This is a genomic window from Streptomyces sp. NPDC050546 (assembly GCF_044457425.1).
Taxonomy (GTDB): Bacteria; Actinomycetota; Actinomycetes; order Streptomycetales; family Streptomycetaceae; genus Streptomyces.
The window spans coordinates 217,952-240,586 of sequence record NZ_JBITGX010000002.1; the positions used below are offsets into that span (position 1 = coordinate 217,952).

Here is a 22,635-nt window from a genome sequence, read left to right on the forward strand (position 1 = left end):
GACACCCGTCACCGGCCGCGGGGAATCAGGTGAAGGCCGGATCGTAGAGGCCGTACCACCGGCGCTCGGGGTCGAGGGTGAAGCCGAAGTAGTTCCTGTAGAAGGCCAGATGCCTGCCGAAGCCCCTGTTGACGTGCATCAGCGGGCGAGGGCCGGTGGTGTCGCGCTCGGCGTAGGTGCCGAGGAGTCCGCCGAAGGTCTTCCGCCCGGAGTTCACCGCGAGGGTGTGGCAGTAGCCGGCCAGGATGTGCCTGCGGAAGAACCACTTCATCTCGCCGAAGGTCACCTCCGCCTTCCGGTGGTCCGGGAAGGTCCTGCCCAGGTGGTCCCCGAGCAGGGAAGCGTCACCGGAGCCGAGGTTCCGCAAGACCAGGACCTTGCTGTCGGGAAGGCCCAAGGACCGGTAGTCGGGATGGAGTTCCAGCTTGGTCAGGATGCGGTGGTAGGGCTCCTGGAAGTTGCATCCCCAGCTCCAGTTGATGCCGTCGGGGTGGTAGGCGGCCTGGAAGGCGGCGAGATCCGCGGGCGGCATGTTCGCGGTGTGGAAGTCCTTCGGGCGCGGATCCATGTCGCCGGGATCACGGAGCATGTCGGTGGTCCGCCGGTAGTCGAAGCTGTCGACCAGGACCGGGCCGTCGTAGCCGTGGGAGAAGAAGCTGAGCTCCATCAGGGTGCCGGGCGCGGTCACACCGATGGTCCGCACCGCCGCGTAGATGTTCAGGATCGACATCACGCCACGCACCCCGTCCTTGAAGGCGTTGCCGTCGTAGTGGGCGCGGGTGACGCGGTGGAAGGGGCGGGCCGTCGTGACCGACTCCGTCCGCTGGCCCGCCGGATAGGTGAACGTCCGGACGACGACCTCCCCGCTCCCCACGTCGAAGATCTGGAAGACCAGTTCCTCCATGGCCTTGTTGGCCGCCACATGCTGTCGGACCCGGTTCTCGCAATAGGCCCGGAACGGCAGATCATGGGGCGGCTTCCCATAGCCCGCCACCAGGACGAAGCGCTTCATCGGCTCAGTCCTCGACCCACTCGCCCTGGGCGTTCTGCACCCAGCGGGGCAACTGGTCGTCCGCGCGCAGCCGTACCAGGTTGGTGGGGATGCGCACCGTCCACGGGTCGCCCTGGGGGATCTCGTCGCCGGGCCGGTCGAGGCGCTCGGCGATCTCGTCGGCGATCGGCAGGTAGAGGGGACTGGAGACGGTGGGGAGCGGGCCGCCGTCCCACAGTTCGCCGAACTGCATGAAGTGGTCGATGGCGCCCTCGAAGCCCAGGCGCGCGGGGACCGTGACCCGGCAGTACCCGGCCTTGAGGAACTGGTTGAACAGCGGGTCGGGGTCGTCGTAGGCGAGACGCTCGTCCCATTCGCTCTTGCGGCCCCAGAAGTACGGGTACGCGACCCACGTCAGGTGCTCCCACTCGAAGGCCTGCTCGAAGAAGCGGACATAGGCGCCCTCGGCCGCGGCCTCGTCGATGTCGAACTGCGGGACCTTGCCGCGCTCGCCCTTCATCGCGTCGAAGAGGTCGAAGTGCTGCTTGGTCAGGATGCTGACGCAGCTCTTGCGCAGTTCGTGGGCGATCAGCTCCTGGTTGGCCAGCGGGTTGCGGCCCTCGATGGCGACGCCCGCCTGGAACGACAGAGCGGCGACCTTCTCCTCGTACTCCGCGAGCCGGGCACGGTAGGCGGTGGTCAGCTTGGCGTGGGTCTCCGCCCGCCACTTCTCCATCGCGCGCTCGGTGCGCCGGCACTTGATCTCGATCGCGACGGCCACCTGGGACAGGCGGAAGCTGTCGACGGCCACCGGGATCGAACTCTGCTCCTCGTCCAGCATGGTGATCCACACCCAGTTGCCGTCCGGGCCGAACCGATGGGTCCGGCGGCCCACGGCGACGTCGAGGGAGTGGTCGCCCTCCCAGATGTTGCACAGGCGGGCCACGGACGCCTGGAACGCCTGGTAGCCCTCGTCGAGGGTGACCTGGCCGGAGTGGTTGTAGTTGGTCCTGCTGTCCCCGCCGCCCGCCTTGAAGTCGAAGGACTTGGTCAGGTACATCTCGGGCGGCGGGGTGACGTCCGTGGCCTGGTACACCTGCACCCAGTAGTGGTAGTTGGTCTCGTCGATCTTGTTGGCCTGGAGCGTGAACGCCGGCGGCTTGTCCACCTGGACGGCTCCGGCGTGGGCCGACTGCAGGGTGTGGATGAGGAACGCCGCGGGCTCCGGGATCATGAAGTCGAACATGGTGCGCAGCCCGTAGTTGTACATCTGCGCCCGGTAGACCTTGTTGACCCACTGGTAGACCCCGGAGATGTGGTCGATGCCGGGGCTGTTGTCGAGCGTGTGGGTGTTCTTCTCGGTGACTTCGGTGGTGATCCGCAGGGTGGTGCGCTGGAGCACCCGCTCGGAGATCTTGGAGGCGCTGCGCTGGGTGACGTCCTGGGAGAAGGTGGACGCCGACTTGGTCGCCTCCTCCTTCGACCGGGAGACGGACCCCTCGGCGGAGGCCGAGAACTCCACCGTGGGGCCGTACTTGCCGGTGACGGTCAGGCCTGCCTTCAGCGCCGCGTCCTCCTTGATGACGGCACTGGCCTCCCTGGTCATCTCGAACCGGTCCGTCGACTCCAGCTCGCGTTCCTCGGAGGTGATCGTCTCCGTCTCGGTCACGGTGGTCTGCTCGGTCTCCTCGCGCCGGGTGTGCTCGCGCAGCTTGGTCTCGCCCTTGAGGACGTTCTCGATGTGGGCGACGTCGGCGCCCTCGTAGCCGATCAGCTGCTGGCGGACCACGAGCAGGTCGGCGACGCCGGACGGCTTCACACTGCCCCGCGTGGCCGGGATGGGGTCGGCCTCCAGGGGGATCTGCTCGATCGGGTCCAGGTCCCCGATGCTGATCGCGTTCCAGACGGACGGCACCGGTGTGGAGGTCATGACCAGCGTGTCCCCGAGTCGCCGCACGCTGCGCCTGGCCGGCCTGCCGAACAGTTTCTCCAGCTCTGCCGCCGTCCGGTCGGCCTCGCTCTGGAGGAGGGCGACGACGCGGTCCAGCGGCTGGGCCGTGACGTCGATGCCGCGTGCCGTCAGCAGGGCCCGGGTGGCCTCCGACAGCTGCTGCACCGCCGGCGGCTCGAGCCGGAAACCGAGGTCCTTCAGCTGAGCCGGGACGAACCCGGGGGTGCCGGCGAGGAGGTCGGGCCTGGCGCCGAAGACCTGCCCGGCGAGCTGGGCGGCTCCGGCCACCGCGGTGGGCTCCGGGGGGTTCGGAGCGGGCTCCTCGGCCGCCGCTTCCGCGGTGCCGCCACCGCCGGTGCCGCTGCGGGTGCCTCCGCCTGTGCCGCTGCCGGTGCCTCCGCCCGTGCCTCCGCCGGTGCCGGTGCCTCCGGCCAGGGCCCGCAGGTTGGCCTCCGAGAGGAGCGTGTGGAAGGTGACCTGGCGGGCCAGTTCGGCGGGCGGGGTGTACTCGGGCGGTGGCAGCACCTGATCCGACCGGTTCTGCGTCGAGATGCTGAAGTGTTCGCCGCCGAGCCCGGTGAGTTCGCCGATGGCGGTGCGCAACTGGCGGAAGACGGTGAGCAGTCGCTCGGCGCGCTGCCGTCGCTCTCCGGCCGCCTCGGCCTCCTTCTCCCGCTGCCGGCGCTCGGCCTCCACGGTGGACAGCACGGGTTCGAGACCTGTGGCCCCCGGCAGCCGCAAGGGGCGCCTGCGGGCCCGCCGCAGTTCCCGCGGGGTGGCGGGGAAGGCGGTGTGCGTCACGAGGCGAGCGACGATCTCCAGGTGGCGCAGCCGGCGGATCAGCTCCTCCAGGGGCCTCGCGTGCTCGGCTGGCAGGTACTTGACGGCCAGCACGCTGTCCCGGAGCCGGGCCACCGCGTCCTTGTACGGCGCGCCCTGCACGACATCGGCCGGGGCCGCGCCGAACGCGTCCCGGACGGCGGCGATCACCGTGTCCCGCAGCGACGGCGGGGGATGCGCGGCGGCTCCCGGACGGGCCTCGGCCGCGGCCCCCGCCAGAGCGGGCAGCCGGTCCAGGGCGGCCACGAACCTGGCCGTCTCCTTGGCAAGCGGGGCCTGCTCGGGCTTTCCGACAAACAGTGGTCCGGCGACGTACTCGCCCACCACGCGCCGCAGTTCGGTCCGTGGGTCCGCCGCGCCGGCCGCGGCGGTCAGCGCTCGCTGGAAGTCCGTCGGCTGCGCCAGTTCGATGCCGGTGTCGTCGGGTTCCGGTGCGATCGCGGGTCGCAGCAGGGCAAGGCGGAAGAGCGGCTCCATGGTGACCCCCCGTCGGGAGGGCGGGGCACTGGTCGCGTCCCGATTCCGCTCCTCCCGGTCACCTCACTATGCGGTCGTTCGCCGGTGACCGGACGGAAATTCACCCGCACGAGTGCTTTCTTCGTCATCGCGGCGCCAGCCGCCCCGGGCCCGCTCCGGCTGCCACCCCAGGGCCCGTGAGATCCCCCGCGCCGCCACGCGCACCGCGGGGGCCAGCACGGGCACCTGGGCGTCGGCCTGCGGTACCACGATGGAGACGGCAGCGGTGACCGTGCCGTCCGCCGCCCGTATCGGCGCGGCCACCGACAGGGCGTCCTCGGTGATCTGGCGGTCGCTCACCGCGACGCCGGTGCGGCGCACTTCGGCCAGTTCCCGCCGCAGCCGCGCCGGTTCGGTGATCGTGTACGGCGTGAAGGACGCGAGTTCGCCCGCGCAGTACTCCTTCTGGAGCTCCGGGGTGCCGTGGGCCAGCAGGGCGAGCCCGACGCCGGTGGCGTGCAGCGGCCAGCGGGCTCCGACGCGTATGTGCACGCCGACCGCCGACCGGCCCGAGAGCCACTCGATGTAGACGACGTCGGACCCGTCCCGCACGGCCAGTTGCACGTTCTCGTGCGTGGCCTCGTACAGGTCCTCCAGATACGGCAGCGCGATCTGCCGCAGGGCGAGGCCGCGCGGCGCCAGCGCGGCGAGCTCCCACAGCCGGAGCCCGACGTGGTAGACGCCGGAGTCGTCCCGCTCCAGGGCGCCCCACTCGGTGAGCGCGCCCACCAGCCGGTGGGCGGTGGTCAGGGTCAGCCCGGCCCGCCGGCTGATGTCCGTCAGGGACAGCGCCGGGTGCTCGTGGTCGAAGGCCGCGAGCACGGACAGCAGCCGGTCGGGCGCGGTGGGGCCGGTCATGGCCGGATGTCTCCCGGGTGGGCGAGGTCGTGGGGGCGGGGATAGGCGGTCGGGCGGTAGGGAACGTAGCGGGCCGCCGTCGTCGGGTCCTCCTGCTGCGCACGGGAGTTGAGCGTGCCGGGCGACACGTCCCAGCGGCCCGTGTCCAGGCGGTCTTCCAGGGTGTCCAGGGCGGCCAGCGTCTCGCCGGTGGTGAAGGTGCAGTGGCCGGGGCCGTCGACGTACGCCTGGCGCAGCAGTCCCGCGGAGCCGCCCGCCGTGGCCGCACGCCGATAGGCGCTCTCGGCCTGCACCGGGATCAGCGCGTCACCCGTCGTGTGGATGTTCAGCTGGGGGTCGGTGAGCCGGCCGGAGAGCACGCTGGTGTTCCGCATCCACCCCACGGCCGAGGGGTCGGCGGAGATCCGAGGGGCCCGGCCGAGGGCCGAGAGGTCGGTGCGCAGGGACAGTCCCGCCTCCTTGTAGAGCTCGGTCACCTCTTTGTACAGCGGGGACCGGGCGAGCATGGCGGTGTAGTCGACACCGGTGTTCCAGGACGGGTTGCCGCCCGCCCGGCTCTCGGCCTCCTGCCGCCAGCTGAAGGCGGGCATCTGGAGAAGCCCCCGGACGGCGGTGAACTGGTTGGACTGCTGGGTCCCCCAGTCGGCGGGGCCCGGCTTCTGCTGCGAGGCGTCGTTGTAGCCGGGGATGTTGTGCAGAGCCGCTGCGAGGGCGATGCGCGCCCGGCCCCGCGGGGTCTGCTGGGCCGCGTCGACCTTCGTGGTCAGCGACTTCGCGGCGGCGACCGCCTCCGCCTGGTCCGCGAATCCCGCCAGCCGGATACCGGAGCCCGGGGCGAGCAGCGTGCGCAGCGCGAACACCGGGTCCAGGGTGCTGTTCCAGTTGGCGACGCCGCCCTGCACCAGCCCGCACATCGACAGGGAACCGTCGAAGCGGTCGGCGTGCCGCTCGGCGAGCATGGTGGTGACGAAGCCGCCGTACGAGGTGCCCCAGGCGAGCGTCCGCCGGGCCGGGCCGAACTTCTCGGTGAACACGTCCAGCGTGGCGAGCTGGTCGGGCACCGCCTCGGTGATGGCCCAGCCGTTCGTCGCGTACGAGGATCCGATCAGCGCGTAGCCCTCGGCCAGCAGCTTGTCCCGGGCGGCGGAACCCGGCGTGTTCTGGGCCGGGTTGGGGGCCCCGGCCGGGCTGTAGCCGTGGCTGTACAGCAGCACCGTGCCGTTCCAGGACGCTGGTACGTCCATCACGTACGCGGCGCCCGAGGGGAGCTTGCCCTCCAGGTGGCTGTCGCCGGCGTCGGCGGCCTGCGCGGGCAGGGCGGTCGCCAGGGACAGGCAGGTGGTCAGTAGGGCGAGGCGGATCCTCAACGCGGGGTTCCTTCCAGAGTGGGGGTGGCGGCGGGGGAGTCCAGGGCGTCGGTGTGTGTCTCGCGCAGCCGCCACACGGTCACGGCGGTGATCGCGGCGCCGACGCACAGCAGCAGCGAGACGGGCGTGCTGCCACCCCCGTACGAGGCGAGGAGGCTGCCGGCGATCAGCGGGGAGAAACCGGCGCCGACCAGGGTGGCCGCCTGGTAGCCGAGGGAGGCGCCGGTGTAGCGGACGCGGGTGCCGAACATCTCGGTGAGCAGCGCCCCGAGCGGCCCGTACATCGTGGACTGGGCGACCCCGTGACCGAGGGCGAGCGCGAGGATGAGCAGGCCGGGCGAACCGGAGTCGACCAGGGCCAGCACGGGGAAGGCGAGCGCGGCCGAGGCGATGGCACCGGCCAGCACCACGGGCCGGCGGCCGACCCGGTCCGACAGCGCGGACGCGGCGGGCAGGACGGCGAGGGCCACACAGGAGGCGACGGTCACCGCGGTCAGCACCTGCGGCCGGGTGTACCCCTCGTCGACGGCGTAGGAGATCATGAAACTCGTCAGCAGCGACTGGGTGGTGAAGGCGCCGATGCCGACGCAGGCGGCGAGCAGCACCGGCTTCGGGCGGCGCAGCACCTCCACGATCGGCGGCTTGTCCACCGGCTCCCGCCTGGCCTGCGCGAACAGCGGGCTCTCGGCGACCTTGAGGCGCACGAAAAGACCGACGGCCAGCAGCACGATGCTCAGCAGGAACGGCACCCGCCAGCCCCAGGAGCGGAAGTCGTCGTCGGGCAGTCCGGCGACGAGGGTGACCACACCGGCCGACAGCACGGAGCCGAGCGGGGCGCCGAGCTGGGTGAAGCTGGACCACAGACCGCGCCGGGAGCCCTGCGTCCGCTCGGCGTGCTCGACGACCATCAGCATCGCGCCGCCCCACTCACCGCCGATCGCGATGCCCTGCACCACGCGCAGCGCGACGAGCAGGACCGGGGCCCAGACGCCGATCGCGTCGTAGGTGGGCAGCAGGCCGATGAGGAAGCTGCCCAGGCCCATCAGGACCATGGTCAGCAGCATCATCGACTTCCGTCCGATCCGGTCGCCGAAGTGGCCGAAGACGATGCCGCCGAGCGGGCGGGCGAGATAGCCCGCGGCGAAGGTCCCGAACGCCGCGATGGTGCCGACGGCCGGGTCGGCCTGGGGGAAGAACAGGTCGCCGAAGACGAGCGCGGCGACCGTGCCGTAGACGAGGAAGTCGTAGAACTCGACGGTCGTGCCGAGCAGGCCGGAGACGGCCACGCGGCGCAACTGCTTCGAATCCGGGGCGGGTTGAGCGGCTGAGGGGGATGGCTGCACGGGGAGCTCCCTGGGGACGGGTCTCGGATAGCCCGTGAAGTTATGCATCCATCGTGCAGCAGTCAATCATTTGCACAACATCAGTTCAGGCCGTCCTCCGCGATCCGCAGCAGCAGCGCGTGCAGCGCCTCCCGCTCGGCTTCCTCCAGCGGGCCCAGCAGTTCGTTGGTCACTCTCAGTCCGGCCTCGTCGGTGTCGCGCAGGAACGCGCGGCCGCTCTCGGTCAGCACGACGATCCGGCTGCGGCGGTCGTCGGGGGAGGGGCGGCGCTCGGCGAAACCCAGCTTCTCCAGGTCGTCGACCAGGCCGACGATCGCGCTCGGGTCGTAGCCGAGCCGGGTGCTCAGCTCGCGCTGGAGAGCGCCCTCGGTGGTGGCGAGGAAGCGCAGCACCGCGTAGTGGCGCAGACGCACGCCCGACTCCTGGAGGCAGGCGTTGAAGAGCTGCCCCGAGCGCAGGCCCAGGCGGTACAGCAGGTAGCCCGTGTCGGCGTGCAGCCCGCGCATCCACGGCTCGTGCGCGTCGATGGGCTTCGGGGTGACGTTCTGGCGTGCGATGGCGGGCTCCCTGTGCTCGGTGCTTCCTGGGATTCCAGCATCTCGCACCCGTGGGTCATCAACAACTATTGACGTCAACAATTATTGCTCTTAGCTTCGATCTCGAAGACGCGCCCCCCGCGTCGAGAAGTCGCACCACCCCGCATCAGCTCGTGAAGGGACCCACCCGTGCCCAGCATCGATCTCTCCGGCAAGGTCGCCGTCGTCACCGGCAGCGGCCGGGGCCTCGGCCTCGCCTACGCGCATGCCCTGGCCGCCCACGGCGCGTCCGTGGTGGTCAACGACGTCGACGAGGCCGTGGCCGAGGCGGCCGTGAAGTCCATCGCGGAAGCGGGCGGCCGGGCCGTCGCCGAGGTCGTCCCGGTCGGCACCTCCGAGGCCGCGGAGCGGTTGGTGAACCGCGCGGTCGAGGAGTTCGGCCGGCTGGACGTCCTCGTCACCAACGCGGGCATCCTGCGCGACAAGGTGCTGTGGAAGATGACCGACGAGGACTTCGACGCGGTGATCACCACCCACCTCAAGGGCACCTTCACCTGCGCCCGCGCCGCCGCCGTAAGGATGCGCGAGCAGGGCGAGGGCGGCTCGCTGATCCTGGTCGGCTCCCCGGCCGGGCAGCGCGGCAACTTCGGCCAGACGAACTACGCCGCCGCCAAGGCCGGCATCGCCGCCATGGCCCGCACCTGGTCCATGGAGCTGGGCCGCGCGAACATCACCGTCAACGCGATCGTGCCGGTCGCCGCGACCGCCATGACCGAGACGATCCCGGCCTTCGCCCCGTACATCGAGGCCATGCGCGGCGGCGAGCCGCTGCCGGACTTCCTGCGCAAGGGCGAGGGCTTCGGCACCCCGGAGGACTGCGCGGCCGTGGTCCCCTTCCTCGCCTCCGAGGCCGCCCGGGGCGTGACCGGCCAGGCCATCGGCATCGGCGGCGACAAGGTGGCACTCTGGTCGCATCCGCAGGAGATCAGGGCGGCCTACGCCGACGGCGGCTGGACCCCCGGCGCCCTGGCCGACGCCTGGCCCACCTCCGTCGGTGCCGAACCCCAGTCGGTCGGCATCCCGGCGCCGAAGTTCCCGGAGGCGTGATGGCCCCCTCGATGAACGCAGACGACCTCGTCGCGATCGACGTCCACACCCACGCGGAGGTGTCCTCCAAGGGCCACTCCTCCCTGGACGACGACCTGCACGACGCCTCCTCGGCCTACTTCAAGGTCGAGGGCAAGCGGAAGCCGACCCTGGAGGAGACCGCCGCGTACTACCGCGAGCGGAGGATGGCCGCCGTGATCTTCACGGTCGACGCCGAGTCCGCCACCGGCACCCCGCCCGTCCCCAACGAGGAGGTCGCCGAGGCCGCCGCCGCCAACGCCGACGTCCTCATCCCCTTCGCCTCGATCGACCCCTTCCGGGGAAAGGCGGGCGTCAAGCAGGCCCGCCGCCTGGTCGAGGAGTACGGGGTGAAGGGCTTCAAGTTCCACCCCAGCATCCAGGGCTTCTTCCCCAACGACCGCTCGGTGGCCTACGACCTCTACGAGGTCATCGAGGAGACCGGCACCATCGCCCTGTTCCACACCGGCCAGACCGGCATCGGCGCCGGAGTCCCCGGTGGAGGCGGCATCCGCCTCAAGTACTCCAACCCCCTCCACGTGGACGACGTCGCCGCCGACTTCCCGCATCTGAAGATCATCCTGGCGCACCCGTCGTTCCCCTGGCAGGACGAGGCCCTGGCCGTCGCCACGCACAAGCCGGGCGTGCACATCGACCTGTCCGGCTGGTCGCCGAAGTACTTCCCGCCGCAACTCGTGCAGTACGCGAACACGCTGCTGAAGGACAAGGTCCTCTTCGGCTCCGACTTCCCCGTCCTCACCCCCGACCGCTGGCTCGCCGACTTCGACAAGCTGACGATCAAGGAAGAGGTCCGGCCGAAGATCCTCAAGGAGAACGCCGCCCGTCTGCTCGGGCTGACGAAACCGTAAGGGGCGTGACATGCGCAACGAGGGACTGGGGTCATGGCCCGCACGCCGGGCCCGCAAGACCCCGCACCGCACCGCCCTGATCCACGGTGACACCACCCGCACCTACGCGGCCCTGTACGAGCGCACCACCCGCCTCGCCCACGCCCTGCGCGAGCGGGGCATCCGGCGCGGCGACCGGATCGCCTACCTCGGCCCGAACCACCCCTCCTATCTGGAGACCCTGTTCGCGGCCGGCACGCTCGGCGCGGTCTTCGTCCCGCTCAACACGCGCCTGGCCGGCCCCGAGATCGCCTACCAGCTCGCCGACTCCGGCGCCAAGGCCCTGGTCTACGGCCCCTCGCACGCCGGTCTGGTCGCGGGACTCCCGGGCAGCACGGATGTGCGTACGTACGCCGAGGTGGGCGCCGAGTACGAGGAGGCGCTGGCCTCGGCCTCCGAAGAGCCCATCGACACACCGGTCACTCCGGACGACACCTGCATCATCATGTACACCTCGGGCACGACCGGCCGCCCCAAGGGCGCCATGCTCACCCATGGCAATCTCACCTGGAACGCGGTCAACGTCCTCGTGGACACCGACCTGATCGCCGACGAACGCGCCCTCGTCTCCGCCCCGTTGTTCCACACCGCCGGCCTGAACATGCTGACGCTCCCGGTCCTGCTGAAGGGCGGTGCCTGCGTCCTGGTCGAGGCCTTCGACCCGAACGCCACCTTCGATCTGATCGAGCGGCACCGGATCACCTTCATGTTCGGCGTGCCCACGATGTTCGACCAGGTGGCCAGGCACCCGCGCTGGCCGGGGGCCGACCTCTCCTCGCTGCGCATCCTGACCTGCGGCGGCTCCCCGGTCCCCACTCCGCTGATCGCGGCCTACCAGGAGCGCGGCCTGACCTTCCTCCAGGGCTACGGCATGACCGAGGCCGCGCCCGGCACGCTGTTCCTCGACGCCGAGCACGCCGTCAGCAAGGCGGGTTCGGCGGGCGTGCCGCACTTCTTCAGCGACGTACGCGTCGTACGGCCGGACCTCGCGCCGGTCGACGTGGGCGAGGTCGGGGAGGTCGTGGTGCGCGGACCGCATGTCATGCCCGGCTACTGGGGGCTGCCCGAGGAGACGGCCGCGTCCTTCGTGGACGGCTGGTTCCGCAGCGGCGACGCGGCCCAGGTCGACGAGGACGGCTACGTCCACATCGTCGACCGCATCAAGGACATGATCATCTCCGGCGGCGAGAACATCTACCCCGCCGAGATCGAGGACCAGCTCCTCGCCCACCCGGACATCGCCGAGTGCGCGGTCATCGGCGTTGCGGACGACAAGTGGGGCGAGGTGCCGCGCGCGGTCGTCGTCCCCCGCGAGGGCGCCGCGCTCGACCCCGACGAGGTGCTCGCGTCGCTCGCGGGACGCCTCGCCAAGTACAAGATCCCGAAGTCGGTCGTGGTCGCGGACGAACTGCCGCGCACCGCCTCCGGAAAGCTCCTCAAGTCCCGCGTGCGCAAGCGCTACGGCACCAACTCCTAGCGAAGGACAGCTGAATGAGCATCACCGTCAACGGTCTCGACGAACTGAAGAAGCTCGCGGGCAGCGACCTCGGCACCAGCGAGTGGATCGAGGTCACCCAGGAGCGGATCGACACCTTCGCCGACGCGACCGGGGACCACCAGTGGATCCACGTCGACCCCGAGAAGGCCAAGGAGGGCCCCTTCGGCGCCCCCATCGCGCACGGCTACCTCACGCTCTCCCTCTTCATCCCGCTGTTCACCGAACTGCTGGACGTCCAGGGCGTGACGACGAAGGTCAACTACGGCCTCAACAAGGTGCGTTTCCCCTCCCCCGTGAAGGTGGGCTCCCGCATCCGGCTGACGGCGAAGCTCGCCGAGGTCGAGGAGGTGCCCGGCGGCGTCCAGATCACCGTCGAGGGCGCCATCGAGATCGAGGGCGGCAGCAAGCCGGCGGCGGTACTGCAGAGCCTGTCGCGGTTCTACGCCTGAGGCCGCGCCGGCACCATGTCGAGCAGGCGCTCCGAGGTGTCGCGCGCGAGCGGTGAGAACCGGTCGTGCACCGACCGGAACGTCTTCTCGGCCTGGTCCGCCGGCCAGTCGTCCGGGAGGTGTCTGACGGGGAGTCGCGGGTCGCGCCGGACGATGCGCAGCCACTCGGTCTGCAGGCGAAGGCGCAGCACGAGGGCGTCGTCGGCGTCCGGGAGGTCGTCCTCCCACGGCTGCCAGCGCCGTACGAACGCCTCGTAGCGCCCGGCCAGGTCGGACAGCTCCCAGGTCTCCTCGATCATCAGGCCGATGTCCATGCCGGTGTCCGCGTGGGCCCGGAAGACCTTCACATGGGCGGACAGGCCGAGCTCGGCGACCAGTGCCGACACGTCGACCTCGCCCGGGGCGATCCACAGGCCGTTGAACAGCGGTCCGAAGCCGCTCCAGGTCAGCTGGGAGCGCAGGTCGTGGCGCTGGCGCTGCCAGGACTCGGGCAGGGAGAAGCCGAGCAGGGTCCAGGTGCCGTCCCAGTGCCGGTTGACGGCGCCGGTCTGCCAGATGCGCCGCTCGCCGTCGCGCAGCACCGCCTCCGAGCGCTCGGTCAGCCCGAAGTACATCCGGCGGCCCTCGCGCTGGCGGCGCAGCAGGTCACGGCCCACCATGCGGGACAGCGTCGAGCGGGTCGCCTGCTCGCCGATACCGGCGCGGGCGAACACGTCGATGACGCTGCCCGAGTACACGCACACGTCGCGCCCGAGCACCTGGTCGCCCAGGAACGTCAGCATGAGGGACTGGGGCCGCAGCGACTCTTCACCGGTCACGCGGCCCACCGTACCTCCGCCGGATCGTCCGTGACCTGCTGGTACGCGTGGACGGCCGTCGCCACCGCGCCGACATGGCCGCGCGGAGGCGACGTCCGGGGCGCCTGAGGTCAGGAACCCTCCACGTCGACGAACACGGGGTTGGAATAGAACCACGTGTCCGCCCACGGGTCACCGTCCCCGGGCGCGTGCGGGACCGGACCGTGCGGGTCGACCGAGGCTCCGAGGTAGCCGGTGCCGCCCCGGTTGCCGTCGCTGCCGCGCAGCCGGACGTAGAAGGACTCCTCGCCCGCGGTCAGCGGGACGCGCAGGGTGTAGGTGCCCTCGCGGCCGGAGACGTCCTGCGAGCGGACGACGCGGGTGTCCGGTGCCTTCCAGGTGTCGCGGTCGGTGACCGGGCCGTGCACCGCGCCGCGGATGACGTCCACGTGCGCCAACTCGGGCAGGATGCCCTGGGGGTTGGGCCGCGAGGCGGTCGTCACGGTGATGTGCAGCGTGAGCCTCTCGCCCTTGCGGACGCGCAGCCTGCCGCCGAGCGTCACGCCCCGGCCCCGGTCGCGGTCCCGCGTCAGCCGTACGTCGAGCCCGTCGAGCAGATGCCCGTGGTCCAGCCATACCCGGCCCGCGCGCAGGCCCGCCATGACCGCGCGGTAGCCGTAGCGGGTCACGCCCACGTGGGTGCGGCTGAACTGGCCGGGCCAGAAGTCGCTGCCGGGCTGCGGGGTGTCGGTGTTCACCGGGTCGGGCAGCTTGCCGGTGCTGTCGAAGTTCTGCCCGGCCGGCCAGTCGCCGTTCTTCCAGGTGTCGAAGACGATCCGGTGGGCGTCCGAGTTGGTGGTGATCGAGAACAGCCGGCCCTCGGCGAGCATCGAGTCCCACAGGCCGCCGACGGTCGCGGTCGCCCAGTCGAAGCCGCCGTACGTCAGATAGGCCTCCGCCGGGTAGCCGGGCCAGGACTGCGCGGAGGGCTTGTTCTCGTACTCGCCGCGGATGGAGGTGGCACCCCGCCAGCCGGGGATGGCGGCCCCCTGGGCGCCGGGAGCGCCCTCCATGCCGATCATGATCTCGGGGGCCGCGTCCCGCCAGGCGCGCATCTCGTGCGGGGAGTCGATGCCCAGGCGCAGGGGGTGGTTGGCGAGGACCAGGACGTCGTCGACATAGCCTGAACGGCGCTGCTGGGACAGCCACTTGAGCGCCTTGACGGCGTGGGCTTCGTTGCGGGCGGTGTCCGCGTCGGCGGGGCCGCCCTTGTCATAGCCGAGCAGCTTGCCGTCGTAGGCGCGCTCGAAGCGGGTGAGCAGGTCGACCTCGTGCCGGCCGGGCGTGGTGAACACCGTGCAGTGCTCGGCGGCCGGGATGTACCACTCCAGGCCCTGGAAGATCAGCTGCCGAGGGTTCTCGGCACGCGCCTTCAGGATCTCCTTGTGCTCCAGCGCGGCCCCGTAGTCGGCGTGCCCGAAGTTGGAGTGCTCGGTGAACACCATCCAGTCCAGGCCGTACTTCGCGCCCGCCGCGGCGAGCTGGGAGAACGTGTACTTGGCGTCGTGGCTGTAGACGGTGTGGATGTGATGGTCGCCGACGAGGTAGGCGAGGCGGGGGTCCTCGCCGCCCAGCCGTCTGTCACCGGCGGCCAGGGCGGGGGTCTGCGTGGTCGCCGCCGAGCCCAGGGCGAACGCGGCGCCGAACAGGCCCGCGCGGCGCAGGAGCCCGCGGCGGGAGACGCCCTGCGGATCGAGGGCGGCGGGGGAGACGGACGGATCGGCCCAGGCGGGCAGTTGCTGCTCGGACATGATCGACAAGCCCTTCGGGATCTCAGTGGTTCATGAACGAGGTGACGGGCAGCGCCCGGGCGACGATCCGGACGTCGCCGAGCCGGCCGTGGAAGATCTGGTCGATCTTGCCGCCGTACTCGTAGCCGCCCAGCAGCCACGGCAGACCGACGGAGGTGATGCCGACGGAGGCGGCCTTGGGGTTGCGCAGCACCGGGCAGCCCTCGACGTACAGCGTGCTGTGTCTGCCGTCGTTGACGACCGCGAGGTGCCACCAGGTCTCCAGCGGCGTCTCCTGGCCCCAGTTGGTGGCGATGCCCTGCTGGTTGAGCGGGCGCATCGCCCACTGCGGCTCACGGTCGTTGGACAGGGACAGGGTGGCCAGGGGCTCGTCAGGGTCGTCGGCGGTCTTGCCGGCGGCGCCGCCCGTGCCGGTGCGCGAGACCAGGCCCGACCAGGCGTTGTGGGCCGGGTCCCAGTCGGCGGGCAGCCGGTAGAACGCCTCGACGGTGTAGCCGTCCCCGAAGGTGGCCGAGTTGAGCGGGGCGCCGTCGACCGTGCGCAGATAGGCGCCCTTCAGCGGCGACTTGAAGCCCTGGAACTCCAGGCTGCCGTGGCCCGGCTGGTCGGGGTGGTGGTCCGCCGACCAGCCCAGCGCGCCGCCACCCACGGTGACGAGCGAGAGGTCGTTGCCGCGCCCGGACAGGTCGCGGACCGCTCCGTCCACGGGCTTCTCGAATCGCCAGTACGCCACAGTGCCCGGGACCAGCAGCTTCGAGACGGGCCTGGCAGGCCGGGCGGGCACGGGCGCGAAGCCGGAGAATCGTTTCTGGAAGTCGATCTCGACGGAGAACCGGTCGGCGTCGCCGCTCAGCTCCATCTCCTGCCGCTCCAGCTCGTTGAGCCCCTTCTTGGCCCGGCCCAGGATCCACGGGGAGACCGTCTCCACATCGATCACGTTCCGGTCCAGGTCGAAGCGGTAGAGGCGGATCATCGCCGCGCCGCCGAAATAGCGGTTCTGGTAGTTCGTCAGATGCAGATGGACGTCGTGCCCGGCCGCGTTCTTCCGCGTCGCACGGGCGGCGGGCCAGTAGTGCCCGTTGAGGGTGAGGAAGATCTGGTCGTGCTCCTCGACGAGCTGGTCCCACAGCTGCTGCCCGTACTCCGACAGGGAGTCGTGCTCGACGACCAGTTCGTGCGTTGTGAGGATCACCGGCGTCTTCGGGTGCTTCGCCAGAATCTCCTTCGCCCACGCGTAGCCCTGCGGCGACAGCCGCCAGTCCAGGGCCAGCACCATCCACTCCCGGCCGCCCGCCGTGAACAGGTGGAAGGTGTTGTAGCCGTCCGGGGAGGCGCCGCCGAACGTCGGCTTTCCCTTGAACCGCCGCGGACCGAAGGCGTCCAGGTACGGCGTCGCACCACGCTGGTCGGTCGTCGAGGACTTCACGTCGTGGTTGCCGGCCAGGACGCTGTAGCCGACGCCCCGCCGGTCCAGCAGCCGGAACGCCTCGCCGATCGCCGCGAACTCCTCCTTCGCGCCGTTCTGCGTGAGGTCCCCGAGATGCGACAGGAAGACGAGGTTCTCCTCCTTGCCGTGCTCCAGCAGATAGCGCAGCGACGCCTCGACCGGAGCCTTGTCGATGCTCGGCCCGTCGAACAGGTACTGGGTGTCCGGCATCACGGCGAGCGTGAAGCGGCGGCTGCGCGGGTCGGGGCGCCAACCAGACGGCGCCGCCTCCGCGGTGACGGCCGGCAGCGCGGTCACGGCGGCGGCGGTCGCGCCGAGCAGCGCGGTGGCGCGGAGGAAACTGCGTCTTCCGGCACCGGCCTGGGGCGCCTCGCCCAGGTCGTGGTCATGCGAAGTGCACACGGGTGCTCCATGAGGTGACAGAGAGAAGGGAGATGGGGAGAGGAACTCAGAGAACGCGCAGCGTCCAGCTCCAGCGATGGACTCCGGCCGCGACGAGATAGGAAGCGAAGGTGTCGGGCCCGCACGACGCCGTGCCAAGACCCCGGTGCGCCGCGTCGATGTGCACCACGCACCCGGCACGCGGCACCAGTTCGTCGTGATGCGCCGCCGAGGCCAGGTCGGCCGCGCGATGGCGGGTCACGGACACCTGGCGGGGCCGGTCCAGCCGCACCGCCAGCCCGGTGGCGTCCGGCGCCGACAGCGTGAACCGCCGCACGCCGTGCCGCCCGCCGCTCTCCTGAGGGCGCAGATACGGCGTGAACAGCTCGTCCACGGGCAGACCGTGATGGCCGACGGGTGCCCCCGCTCCCCGGTCCGGATACGACTCCCAGGGGCCCTGCCCGAACCACTCCAGCAGATTCAGCCCCGCGACCGTCTCGAAGACCGACCCGACCCGGGCCACGTCGTCCAGCGGCTCGGGAAGCTCGGCGCACTCCTCCACCAGGAGCCCGCCCTCCACCGCCGTGAACACCTGCTCGTGCCGGACGGTCCCGGCCTGCGCGGGATAGTCCGTGACCACGGTGACGCGCCCCCGCTCACGCCGTACGGCGACGACCTCGCGGGTGAGCGCGTCCAGCCCCCAGTCACGCCAGCGGCCCGCCATGCCGCCCAGTTCGTCGTTGTCGGTGGGCGCACGCCACAGGGACAGCGTGGGCGCGGCCGTCAGCAGCGGATGGACCAGCAGCCCGTCGTCGCCGACCTCCACCGGGCGGCTCGTGACCCGGGTGTGCGCCACCGGCTCCGCCGCCCGCAGCCGTACCTGCGGCAGGCACACGACCGTGCCGCGCGGCGCCCACGGCTCGTCCCCGGCCGTCGTGACCCGCAGCGTCAGCCACGCCTCGCCGCCGTCCTCCGGCAGCTCGAACGGCAGCGGCACGGCGGCCGTCTCACCCGGCCGCAGACCGGGCAGCTCGGCGGGGGCGGTCAGGGTGCCGCCGTCGGCGAGGGAGAGCTCCCACGTGCCGGACAGCCAGTCCAGGCCCCGGAAGTGCTGGTGGTTGCTCAGGACCACGCCCTCGTGCCGGAAGCTCTCGATCCGCACCGGCGCGGCGATCTCCCGGTGCTCGAACATCACGGGCTTGGGGGTGCGGTCGGGGAAGACCACCCCGTCGGCGATGAAGGCGCCGTCGTGGTCCGTCTCCCCGAAGTCGCCGCCGTACGCCCAGCGATGCCCGGGCGCGGCGACACCGCTGTCATAGAGCCCGGCGCCCCCACGCCCGGCCGGTCTGCCGTCGTTCACACGCTGGAGGATGCCGTGGTCCCAGAACTCCCAGATGAACCCGCCCTGAAGACCCGGGGTGGCCTCGATGGCCTCCCAATGGTCGGCCAGCGTGCCGTTGCTGTTGCCCATGGCGTGCGAGTACTCGCACTGGATGAGCGGCTTGGTCTGGGTGCCGGACATGGCGTGCGCCAGGCACTCCTGGAGGGGCGCGTACATCGGGCAGGCGATGTCGGAGGCCAGGTCCGGATCGGCCCAGCCGAGCTTGGCGGCGCCCTCGTACTGCACCGGCCGCCGGGCCGGGTCGTGCCGGCGCACCCAGCCCGCCGCCGCGTCGTGGTTCGCCCCGTAGTCGGACTCGTTGCCCAGCGACCAGATGATGACCGACGGGTGGTTCTTGTCCCGCAGCACCATCCGCGCGACCCGGTCGACGAAGGCGCCCAGATAGCGCGGGTCGTCGGCGATCTCGTGCGCGTGGTCGTGGGACTCGATGTCGGCCTCGTCGACGACGTAGAACCCGAGCTCGTCGGCCAGGTCGTACAGGGACGGGTCGTTCGGATAGTGCGCCGTACGGATCGCGTTGAAGCCGAACCGCTTCAGCAGGACGAGGTCGGCGCGCATGTCGTCGTACGACACCGTCCGGCCGGTCAGCGGATGGAAGTCGTGGCGGTTGACGCCCCGGATGAACACGCGCTCGCCGTTGACCAGCAGGTCCCGGCCGGCGATCTCGACGTCGCGGAAGCCGATCCGGTGGTGCGAGGTGTCGGCGACCGTGCCGTCGGCGCGGTGCAGCCGTACGGTCAGGCCGTACAGTTCGGGCGTCTCGGCGTTCCAGGTGCGCACGTCCGGTACGGCGGCGCGCAGCCGGGCCTCGCCGAGGAAGTCGGAGACGCGCTCGTCCTCGGTGTTGGCCCGGTCGAACTCCGTGTCCTGCGTGAGCAGGTGCCCGTCCAGCTCCCCGCTGACGTACCAGCCCTCGGGCAGCGCCCCGCCGGTGTTCCGCACCCGGCAGTCCACCCGCAGGTCACCGTCCCGCCGGGCCCGCACGGCCACGTCCGCGAGATGCAGCGGGTCCCGCGCGTACAGCAGCACCGAGCGGGTGATCCCGCCGTGCCACCAGTGGTCCTGGTCCTCGATGTGCGAGGCGTCCGACCACTTCACGACCGTCAGCCGCAGGGTGGCCCGCTCCCCGGGGCGCACGACCGGCGTCAGATCGAACTCGGCGGCGAGATGCGAGTCCTTGGAGATCCCGACGGGCCGCCCGTCCACATGCACCAGCAGCACACTCTCGGCGGCCCCCACCTGGAGCACGATCCGCCGCCCGGTCCACTCGGCCGGCACGTCCACCGTCCGCTCGTACACGCCGGTCGGGTTGGCCGCGGGCACCTCGGGCGGGAACTCGGCGAACGGCATGCGGATGTTCAGGTACCGCGGAAGGTCGTCGGTGCCCTGCATGGTCCACACGCCGGGTACGTACGACGACGACCAGACCTCCCCGAGCGGGGCGTCCGGCGCGGGCAGCAGTTGGAAGCGCCAGTCGCCGTCCAGGGAGACGGCCCCGGTCCGGCGGTCGACGGCGTTCATCGGAAGACGCCCCCAGGAGGTGACCTCGGGTGCCTCCCAGGGGCGCAGGGCGAGCAGGGGATCGAGAGATGCGTCGGTCATGGCCGTTCCGGAGTCGGTGCGGTGGGGCGGGGCAGGACGCGGCCCGGCAGGCCCCAGGCGGGGTCGACGGGGATGCCGAGCCGGTCCAGGACGGTGGGGGCGATGTCGATGAGGCGGGGCGTGTCGAGCCGGGTGCCTCCGGGCCCGGCGGGCCCGCCCGGCTCGGCGAGGATGACGAAGACCTCCCGCTCGGCATGCGAGTCGCCACCGTGGCCACCGGAGTCGAGGTGGCCGTGGTCCGTGGTGATCAGCACGGTCCAGCGCTCGTCGGCGCGCCCCGGATCCGATGCCCGTGCGTCGATGGCCTCCAGCAGCCGCCCGAGGTGGGCGTCCTGGGTGAGGAGGGCTCGGTCGTAGGCGGGGGAGAGGGGGCCCGTCGCGTGGCCGGCCTCGTCGGTGGCGCCGAAGTACACGAACAGGACGTCCGGGTCGGACTTGGTGAGCCAGCGGATGACGGCGCGGGCGACGCGGCGGTCCGCGGTTTCGTAGCCCCAGGATTCGCCGTTGTGGCGCACCCGCCGGCCGATGGCCCGGCCGAGGGTGCCGCGGCGGACCAGGGCCGGCCAGGACACCGCGGCCGCCGTGCGCAGGCCGGGCCGGACGGCGGTGGCGCGGGTCAGGAAGTCGGGGTAGCGGGAGTAGTCGGCGCCCTTGAAGTCGTTGCCGGTGACCCCGTGCCGGTCGGGCCACACGCCGGTCAGCACGCTCGACCAGCCCGGCCCGGAGTCGGTGTAGGCCATGCTGGTCGACGGTCCGTCCGCGGCCTGGCCGTCGGCCTCGCCGTAGGGAAGCAGGCTGGTGCCGTGGGCGCCGTTGGCCATCAGGCCGTGCAGCACGGGGGCGCCGGCCGGCGAGCGGGTCAGCCGGTCGTAGCGCAGGCCGTCCATGCCGACGACGAGGACCTTGGCGTTGACTTCCGTCACTGGGTGCCTCTCTGGTGTCCTGAGAGCTCGGTACCGACTGCCGGTTCTCGGCCGCGCGACCGCCGTGGCTGATCGCGCCCACGCGGCGGAGCCGCACATCGACACAGCCCCGCGCCCCTTCGGGCGCGGCCCTTTGGGGCGCGGCCCCTCAGCTTCCCTGTACCGCTCCCTCGGTCGCACCCGAGATGAACCCGCGGGCGAAGATGGTGAACACCACGACCAGCGGGAGCGACGCCATGAGCACACCGGCCATGACCATGCTGTAGTCGGTCGTGTGGCCGACGTGGAGCTGGGCGAGCGTCACCTGGAGGGTGAGGTGGCTGGGGTCGGTGAGCACGACGAGGGGCCAGATGTAGTCGTTCCAGGCGCCGACGAAGGCGTAGATCGCGAGGAAGGACAGCGCGGGCTTGATCATCGGCAGCACGATGTTCCAGTACTGGCGGAAGAAGCCGGCGCCGTCGATGCGCGCGGCGTCGAGGAGTTCGTCCGGTACGCCGTTCTCTATGTACTGGCGCAGCCAGAAGATGCCGAAGGCGTTGGCGAGAGCGGGCAGGACCAGTGCCTTGAGGGTGCCGACCCAGCCGATGTCGGATATCAGGATGAACTGCGGCAGGACGGCCAGCTGGAGCGGCAGCATCATGAACCCCACCAGCATGGCGAACAGCACCCTGCGCCCGGGGAAGTCGAACTTGGCGAAGGCGAACGCCGCCAGGGAGTCGACGAACAGCACCAGGACAGTGGTCACGGAGGCGACGAGGACCGTGTTCAGCATCGACCCGAAGAAGTCGATGGTGTCGAGCACGTGCCGGACGTTCTCCAGCAGATGGGATCCGAAGGTCAGTTTCGGCGGGCTCTTGTAGATGTCCTCGGTGGTGTTCGTCGCCATGACGATCGTCCAGATGAACGGGAAGACCGAGATCAGCACGGCCAGGCCGAGGAGTATGTGCGCGGTCAGCCCCTTGGGACGCGGGGACCGCCTCTTGACCACTGCGGTCATGACTTCCTCCCGCGCTGGACGACGCGCCAGTTGATGACGACCAGCACCATGATCAGTACGAAGAAGGCCCACACGATGGCCGCGCCGTAGCCGTAGTCGTTGTTGACGAAGGCCGACTGGTAGAAGTACAGCAGCGTGGTCAGGCCCGCCTGGCCCGGGCCGCCGAGGTTCGGGTTGGCGGCGTTGCTGCCGAACAGGACCTGGGGCTCGCTGAAGCTCTGCAGGCCGTTGATGGTCGAGATGACGACCGTGAACAGGATGATGGGCCGCATGATCGGCATGGTGATCTGGAAGAACGTACGGATCGGACCGGCGCCGTCCAGCCTGGCCGCCTCGTAGATCTGCGTGGGGATGGCCTGGAGGCCGGCCAGGTAGATGATCATGTTGTAGCCGGTCCACATCCAGGTCATCAGCAGCGCGATGACCAGCTTGATCAGCCACGGATTGCTCAGCCACGGCACGGGTGAGATGCCGACCGTGCCCAGAATGGCGTTGACCAGGCCGAAGTTGTTGCTGAACACCGCGCCGAAGAAGATCGACACGGCGACGATCGAGGTGACGTTCGGGATGTAGAGGGCGATGCGGTAGAAGCCCTTGAAGCGCCGCACCGAGTGCAGCAGCGTCGCGAGCACCAGGGCGCCGAACAGGGTGGGGACGGTGGACAGGACCCAGATCACCAGGGTGTTGCGGATCGACATCCAGAAGACCGGGTCGTCCCAGAGGAAGCGGAACTGCTGAAGGCCGACGAACTGGATGGTGCCCAGGCCGTCCCAGCGCTGGAAGGCCAGGTACAGCGAGTAGAAGACCGGGACGAACGAGAAGACGCCGAAGATCAGGAAGAAGGGCGAGATCGCCAGGTACTGCCGCCAGTAGGACAGCACACCGCGACGTCT

General features: G+C 70.9%; 17 protein-coding genes. 4 read left to right on the forward strand and 13 right to left on the reverse strand.

What is annotated here, in order from left to right; all coding sequences use genetic code 11:
- Positions 1–25 precede the first annotated feature (25 nt).
- The 6 genes from ACIBK5_RS05755 to ACIBK5_RS05780 all read right to left on the reverse strand — a co-directional run bounded on the left by ACIBK5_RS05755 (position 26) and on the right by ACIBK5_RS05780 (position 8,372).
- Entirely contained in the window at positions 26–1,012 is a 987-nt protein-coding gene (locus tag ACIBK5_RS05755) for a hypothetical protein (RefSeq protein ID WP_399016595.1), read from the reverse strand.
- 4 nt (positions 1,013–1,016) lie between these two features.
- Positions 1,017–4,259 carry a hypothetical protein gene (locus ACIBK5_RS05760; protein ID WP_399016596.1) on the reverse strand — a complete coding sequence of 1,081 codons (3,243 nt, stop codon included), beginning with the start codon at positions 4,257–4,259 and terminating at the stop codon, positions 1,017–1,019.
- A 66-nt stretch (positions 4,260–4,325) separates the two neighbouring features.
- Positions 4,326–5,156 carry an IclR family transcriptional regulator gene (locus tag ACIBK5_RS05765; protein WP_399016598.1) on the reverse strand — a complete coding sequence of 277 codons (831 nt, stop codon included), beginning with the start codon at positions 5,154–5,156 and terminating at the stop codon, positions 4,326–4,328.
- Positions 5,153–6,523, reverse strand: coding sequence for an alpha/beta hydrolase family protein (locus ACIBK5_RS05770; RefSeq protein WP_399016600.1), 1,371 nt, complete (start codon positions 6,521–6,523; stop codon positions 5,153–5,155). The genes ACIBK5_RS05765 and ACIBK5_RS05770 overlap by 4 nt, the downstream gene beginning before the upstream one ends.
- Entirely contained in the window at positions 6,520–7,866 is a 1,347-nt protein-coding gene (locus ACIBK5_RS05775) for an MFS transporter (RefSeq protein ID WP_399016602.1), read from the reverse strand. The genes ACIBK5_RS05770 and ACIBK5_RS05775 overlap by 4 nt, the downstream gene beginning before the upstream one ends.
- Before the next feature lie 80 nt (positions 7,867–7,946).
- The gene (locus ACIBK5_RS05780; protein WP_399017280.1) at positions 7,947–8,372 is read right to left on the reverse strand and encodes a MarR family winged helix-turn-helix transcriptional regulator; all 426 of its coding nucleotides are present in this window, start codon (positions 8,370–8,372) and stop codon (positions 7,947–7,949) included.
- Between the two features lie 219 nt (positions 8,373–8,591).
- Between ACIBK5_RS05780 and ACIBK5_RS05785 the strand changes: the two genes are divergently transcribed.
- The 4 genes from ACIBK5_RS05785 to ACIBK5_RS05800 are packed head-to-tail and all read left to right on the forward strand — an operon-like array spanning position 8,592 to position 12,382.
- Positions 8,592–9,509 (forward strand): SDR family NAD(P)-dependent oxidoreductase, encoded by a 918-nt coding sequence (locus ACIBK5_RS05785; RefSeq protein WP_399016604.1) that lies wholly within the window; start codon positions 8,592–8,594, stop codon positions 9,507–9,509.
- Positions 9,510–9,520: 11 nt separating this feature from the next.
- Positions 9,521–10,396 (forward strand): amidohydrolase family protein, encoded by an 876-nt coding sequence (locus tag ACIBK5_RS05790; RefSeq protein WP_189726102.1) that lies wholly within the window; start codon positions 9,521–9,523, stop codon positions 10,394–10,396.
- A gap of 10 nt (positions 10,397–10,406) precedes the next feature.
- Complete coding sequence (locus ACIBK5_RS05795) at positions 10,407–11,912, forward strand: long-chain fatty acid--CoA ligase (RefSeq protein WP_399016606.1); 1,506 nt, start codon at positions 10,407–10,409, stop codon at positions 11,910–11,912.
- A gap of 14 nt (positions 11,913–11,926) precedes the next feature.
- Positions 11,927–12,382 (forward strand): MaoC family dehydratase, encoded by a 456-nt coding sequence (locus tag ACIBK5_RS05800; RefSeq protein ID WP_399016608.1) that lies wholly within the window; start codon positions 11,927–11,929, stop codon positions 12,380–12,382.
- Here the strand turns inward: ACIBK5_RS05800 and ACIBK5_RS05805 are convergent.
- The 7 genes from ACIBK5_RS05805 to ACIBK5_RS05835 form a co-directional block, all read right to left on the reverse strand.
- The gene (locus tag ACIBK5_RS05805; protein ID WP_399016610.1) at positions 12,373–13,200 is read right to left on the reverse strand and encodes a PaaX family transcriptional regulator C-terminal domain-containing protein; all 828 of its coding nucleotides are present in this window, start codon (positions 13,198–13,200) and stop codon (positions 12,373–12,375) included. The two genes, ACIBK5_RS05800 and ACIBK5_RS05805, sit on opposite strands and share 10 nt — an antisense overlap.
- 110 nt (positions 13,201–13,310) lie before the next feature.
- On the reverse strand, positions 13,311–14,990 hold the full coding sequence (locus ACIBK5_RS05810) for a PHP domain-containing protein (protein ID WP_399016612.1): 1,680 nt from the start codon (positions 14,988–14,990) through the stop codon (positions 13,311–13,313).
- A 22-nt stretch (positions 14,991–15,012) separates the two neighbouring features.
- On the reverse strand, positions 15,013–16,839 hold the full coding sequence (locus ACIBK5_RS05815) for a LamG-like jellyroll fold domain-containing protein (RefSeq protein ID WP_399016614.1): 1,827 nt from the start codon (positions 16,837–16,839) through the stop codon (positions 15,013–15,015).
- 46 nt (positions 16,840–16,885) lie between these two features.
- A complete protein-coding gene (locus tag ACIBK5_RS05820; RefSeq protein WP_399016616.1) occupies positions 16,886–19,822 on the reverse strand; it encodes a glycoside hydrolase family 2 TIM barrel-domain containing protein in 2,937 nt (978 codons plus the stop codon).
- Positions 19,819–20,709: an alkaline phosphatase family protein gene (locus ACIBK5_RS05825; protein ID WP_399017281.1), complete on the reverse strand. Its 891-nt coding sequence runs from the start codon at positions 20,707–20,709 to the stop codon at positions 19,819–19,821. The genes ACIBK5_RS05820 and ACIBK5_RS05825 overlap by 4 nt, the downstream gene beginning before the upstream one ends.
- A gap of 184 nt (positions 20,710–20,893) precedes the next feature.
- Positions 20,894–21,742: a carbohydrate ABC transporter permease gene (locus ACIBK5_RS05830; protein ID WP_399016618.1), complete on the reverse strand. Its 849-nt coding sequence runs from the start codon at positions 21,740–21,742 to the stop codon at positions 20,894–20,896.
- Positions 21,739–22,623, reverse strand: coding sequence for a carbohydrate ABC transporter permease (locus tag ACIBK5_RS05835; RefSeq protein WP_399017283.1), 885 nt, complete (start codon positions 22,621–22,623; stop codon positions 21,739–21,741). The genes ACIBK5_RS05830 and ACIBK5_RS05835 overlap by 4 nt, the downstream gene beginning before the upstream one ends.
- Positions 22,624–22,635 lie beyond the last annotated feature (12 nt).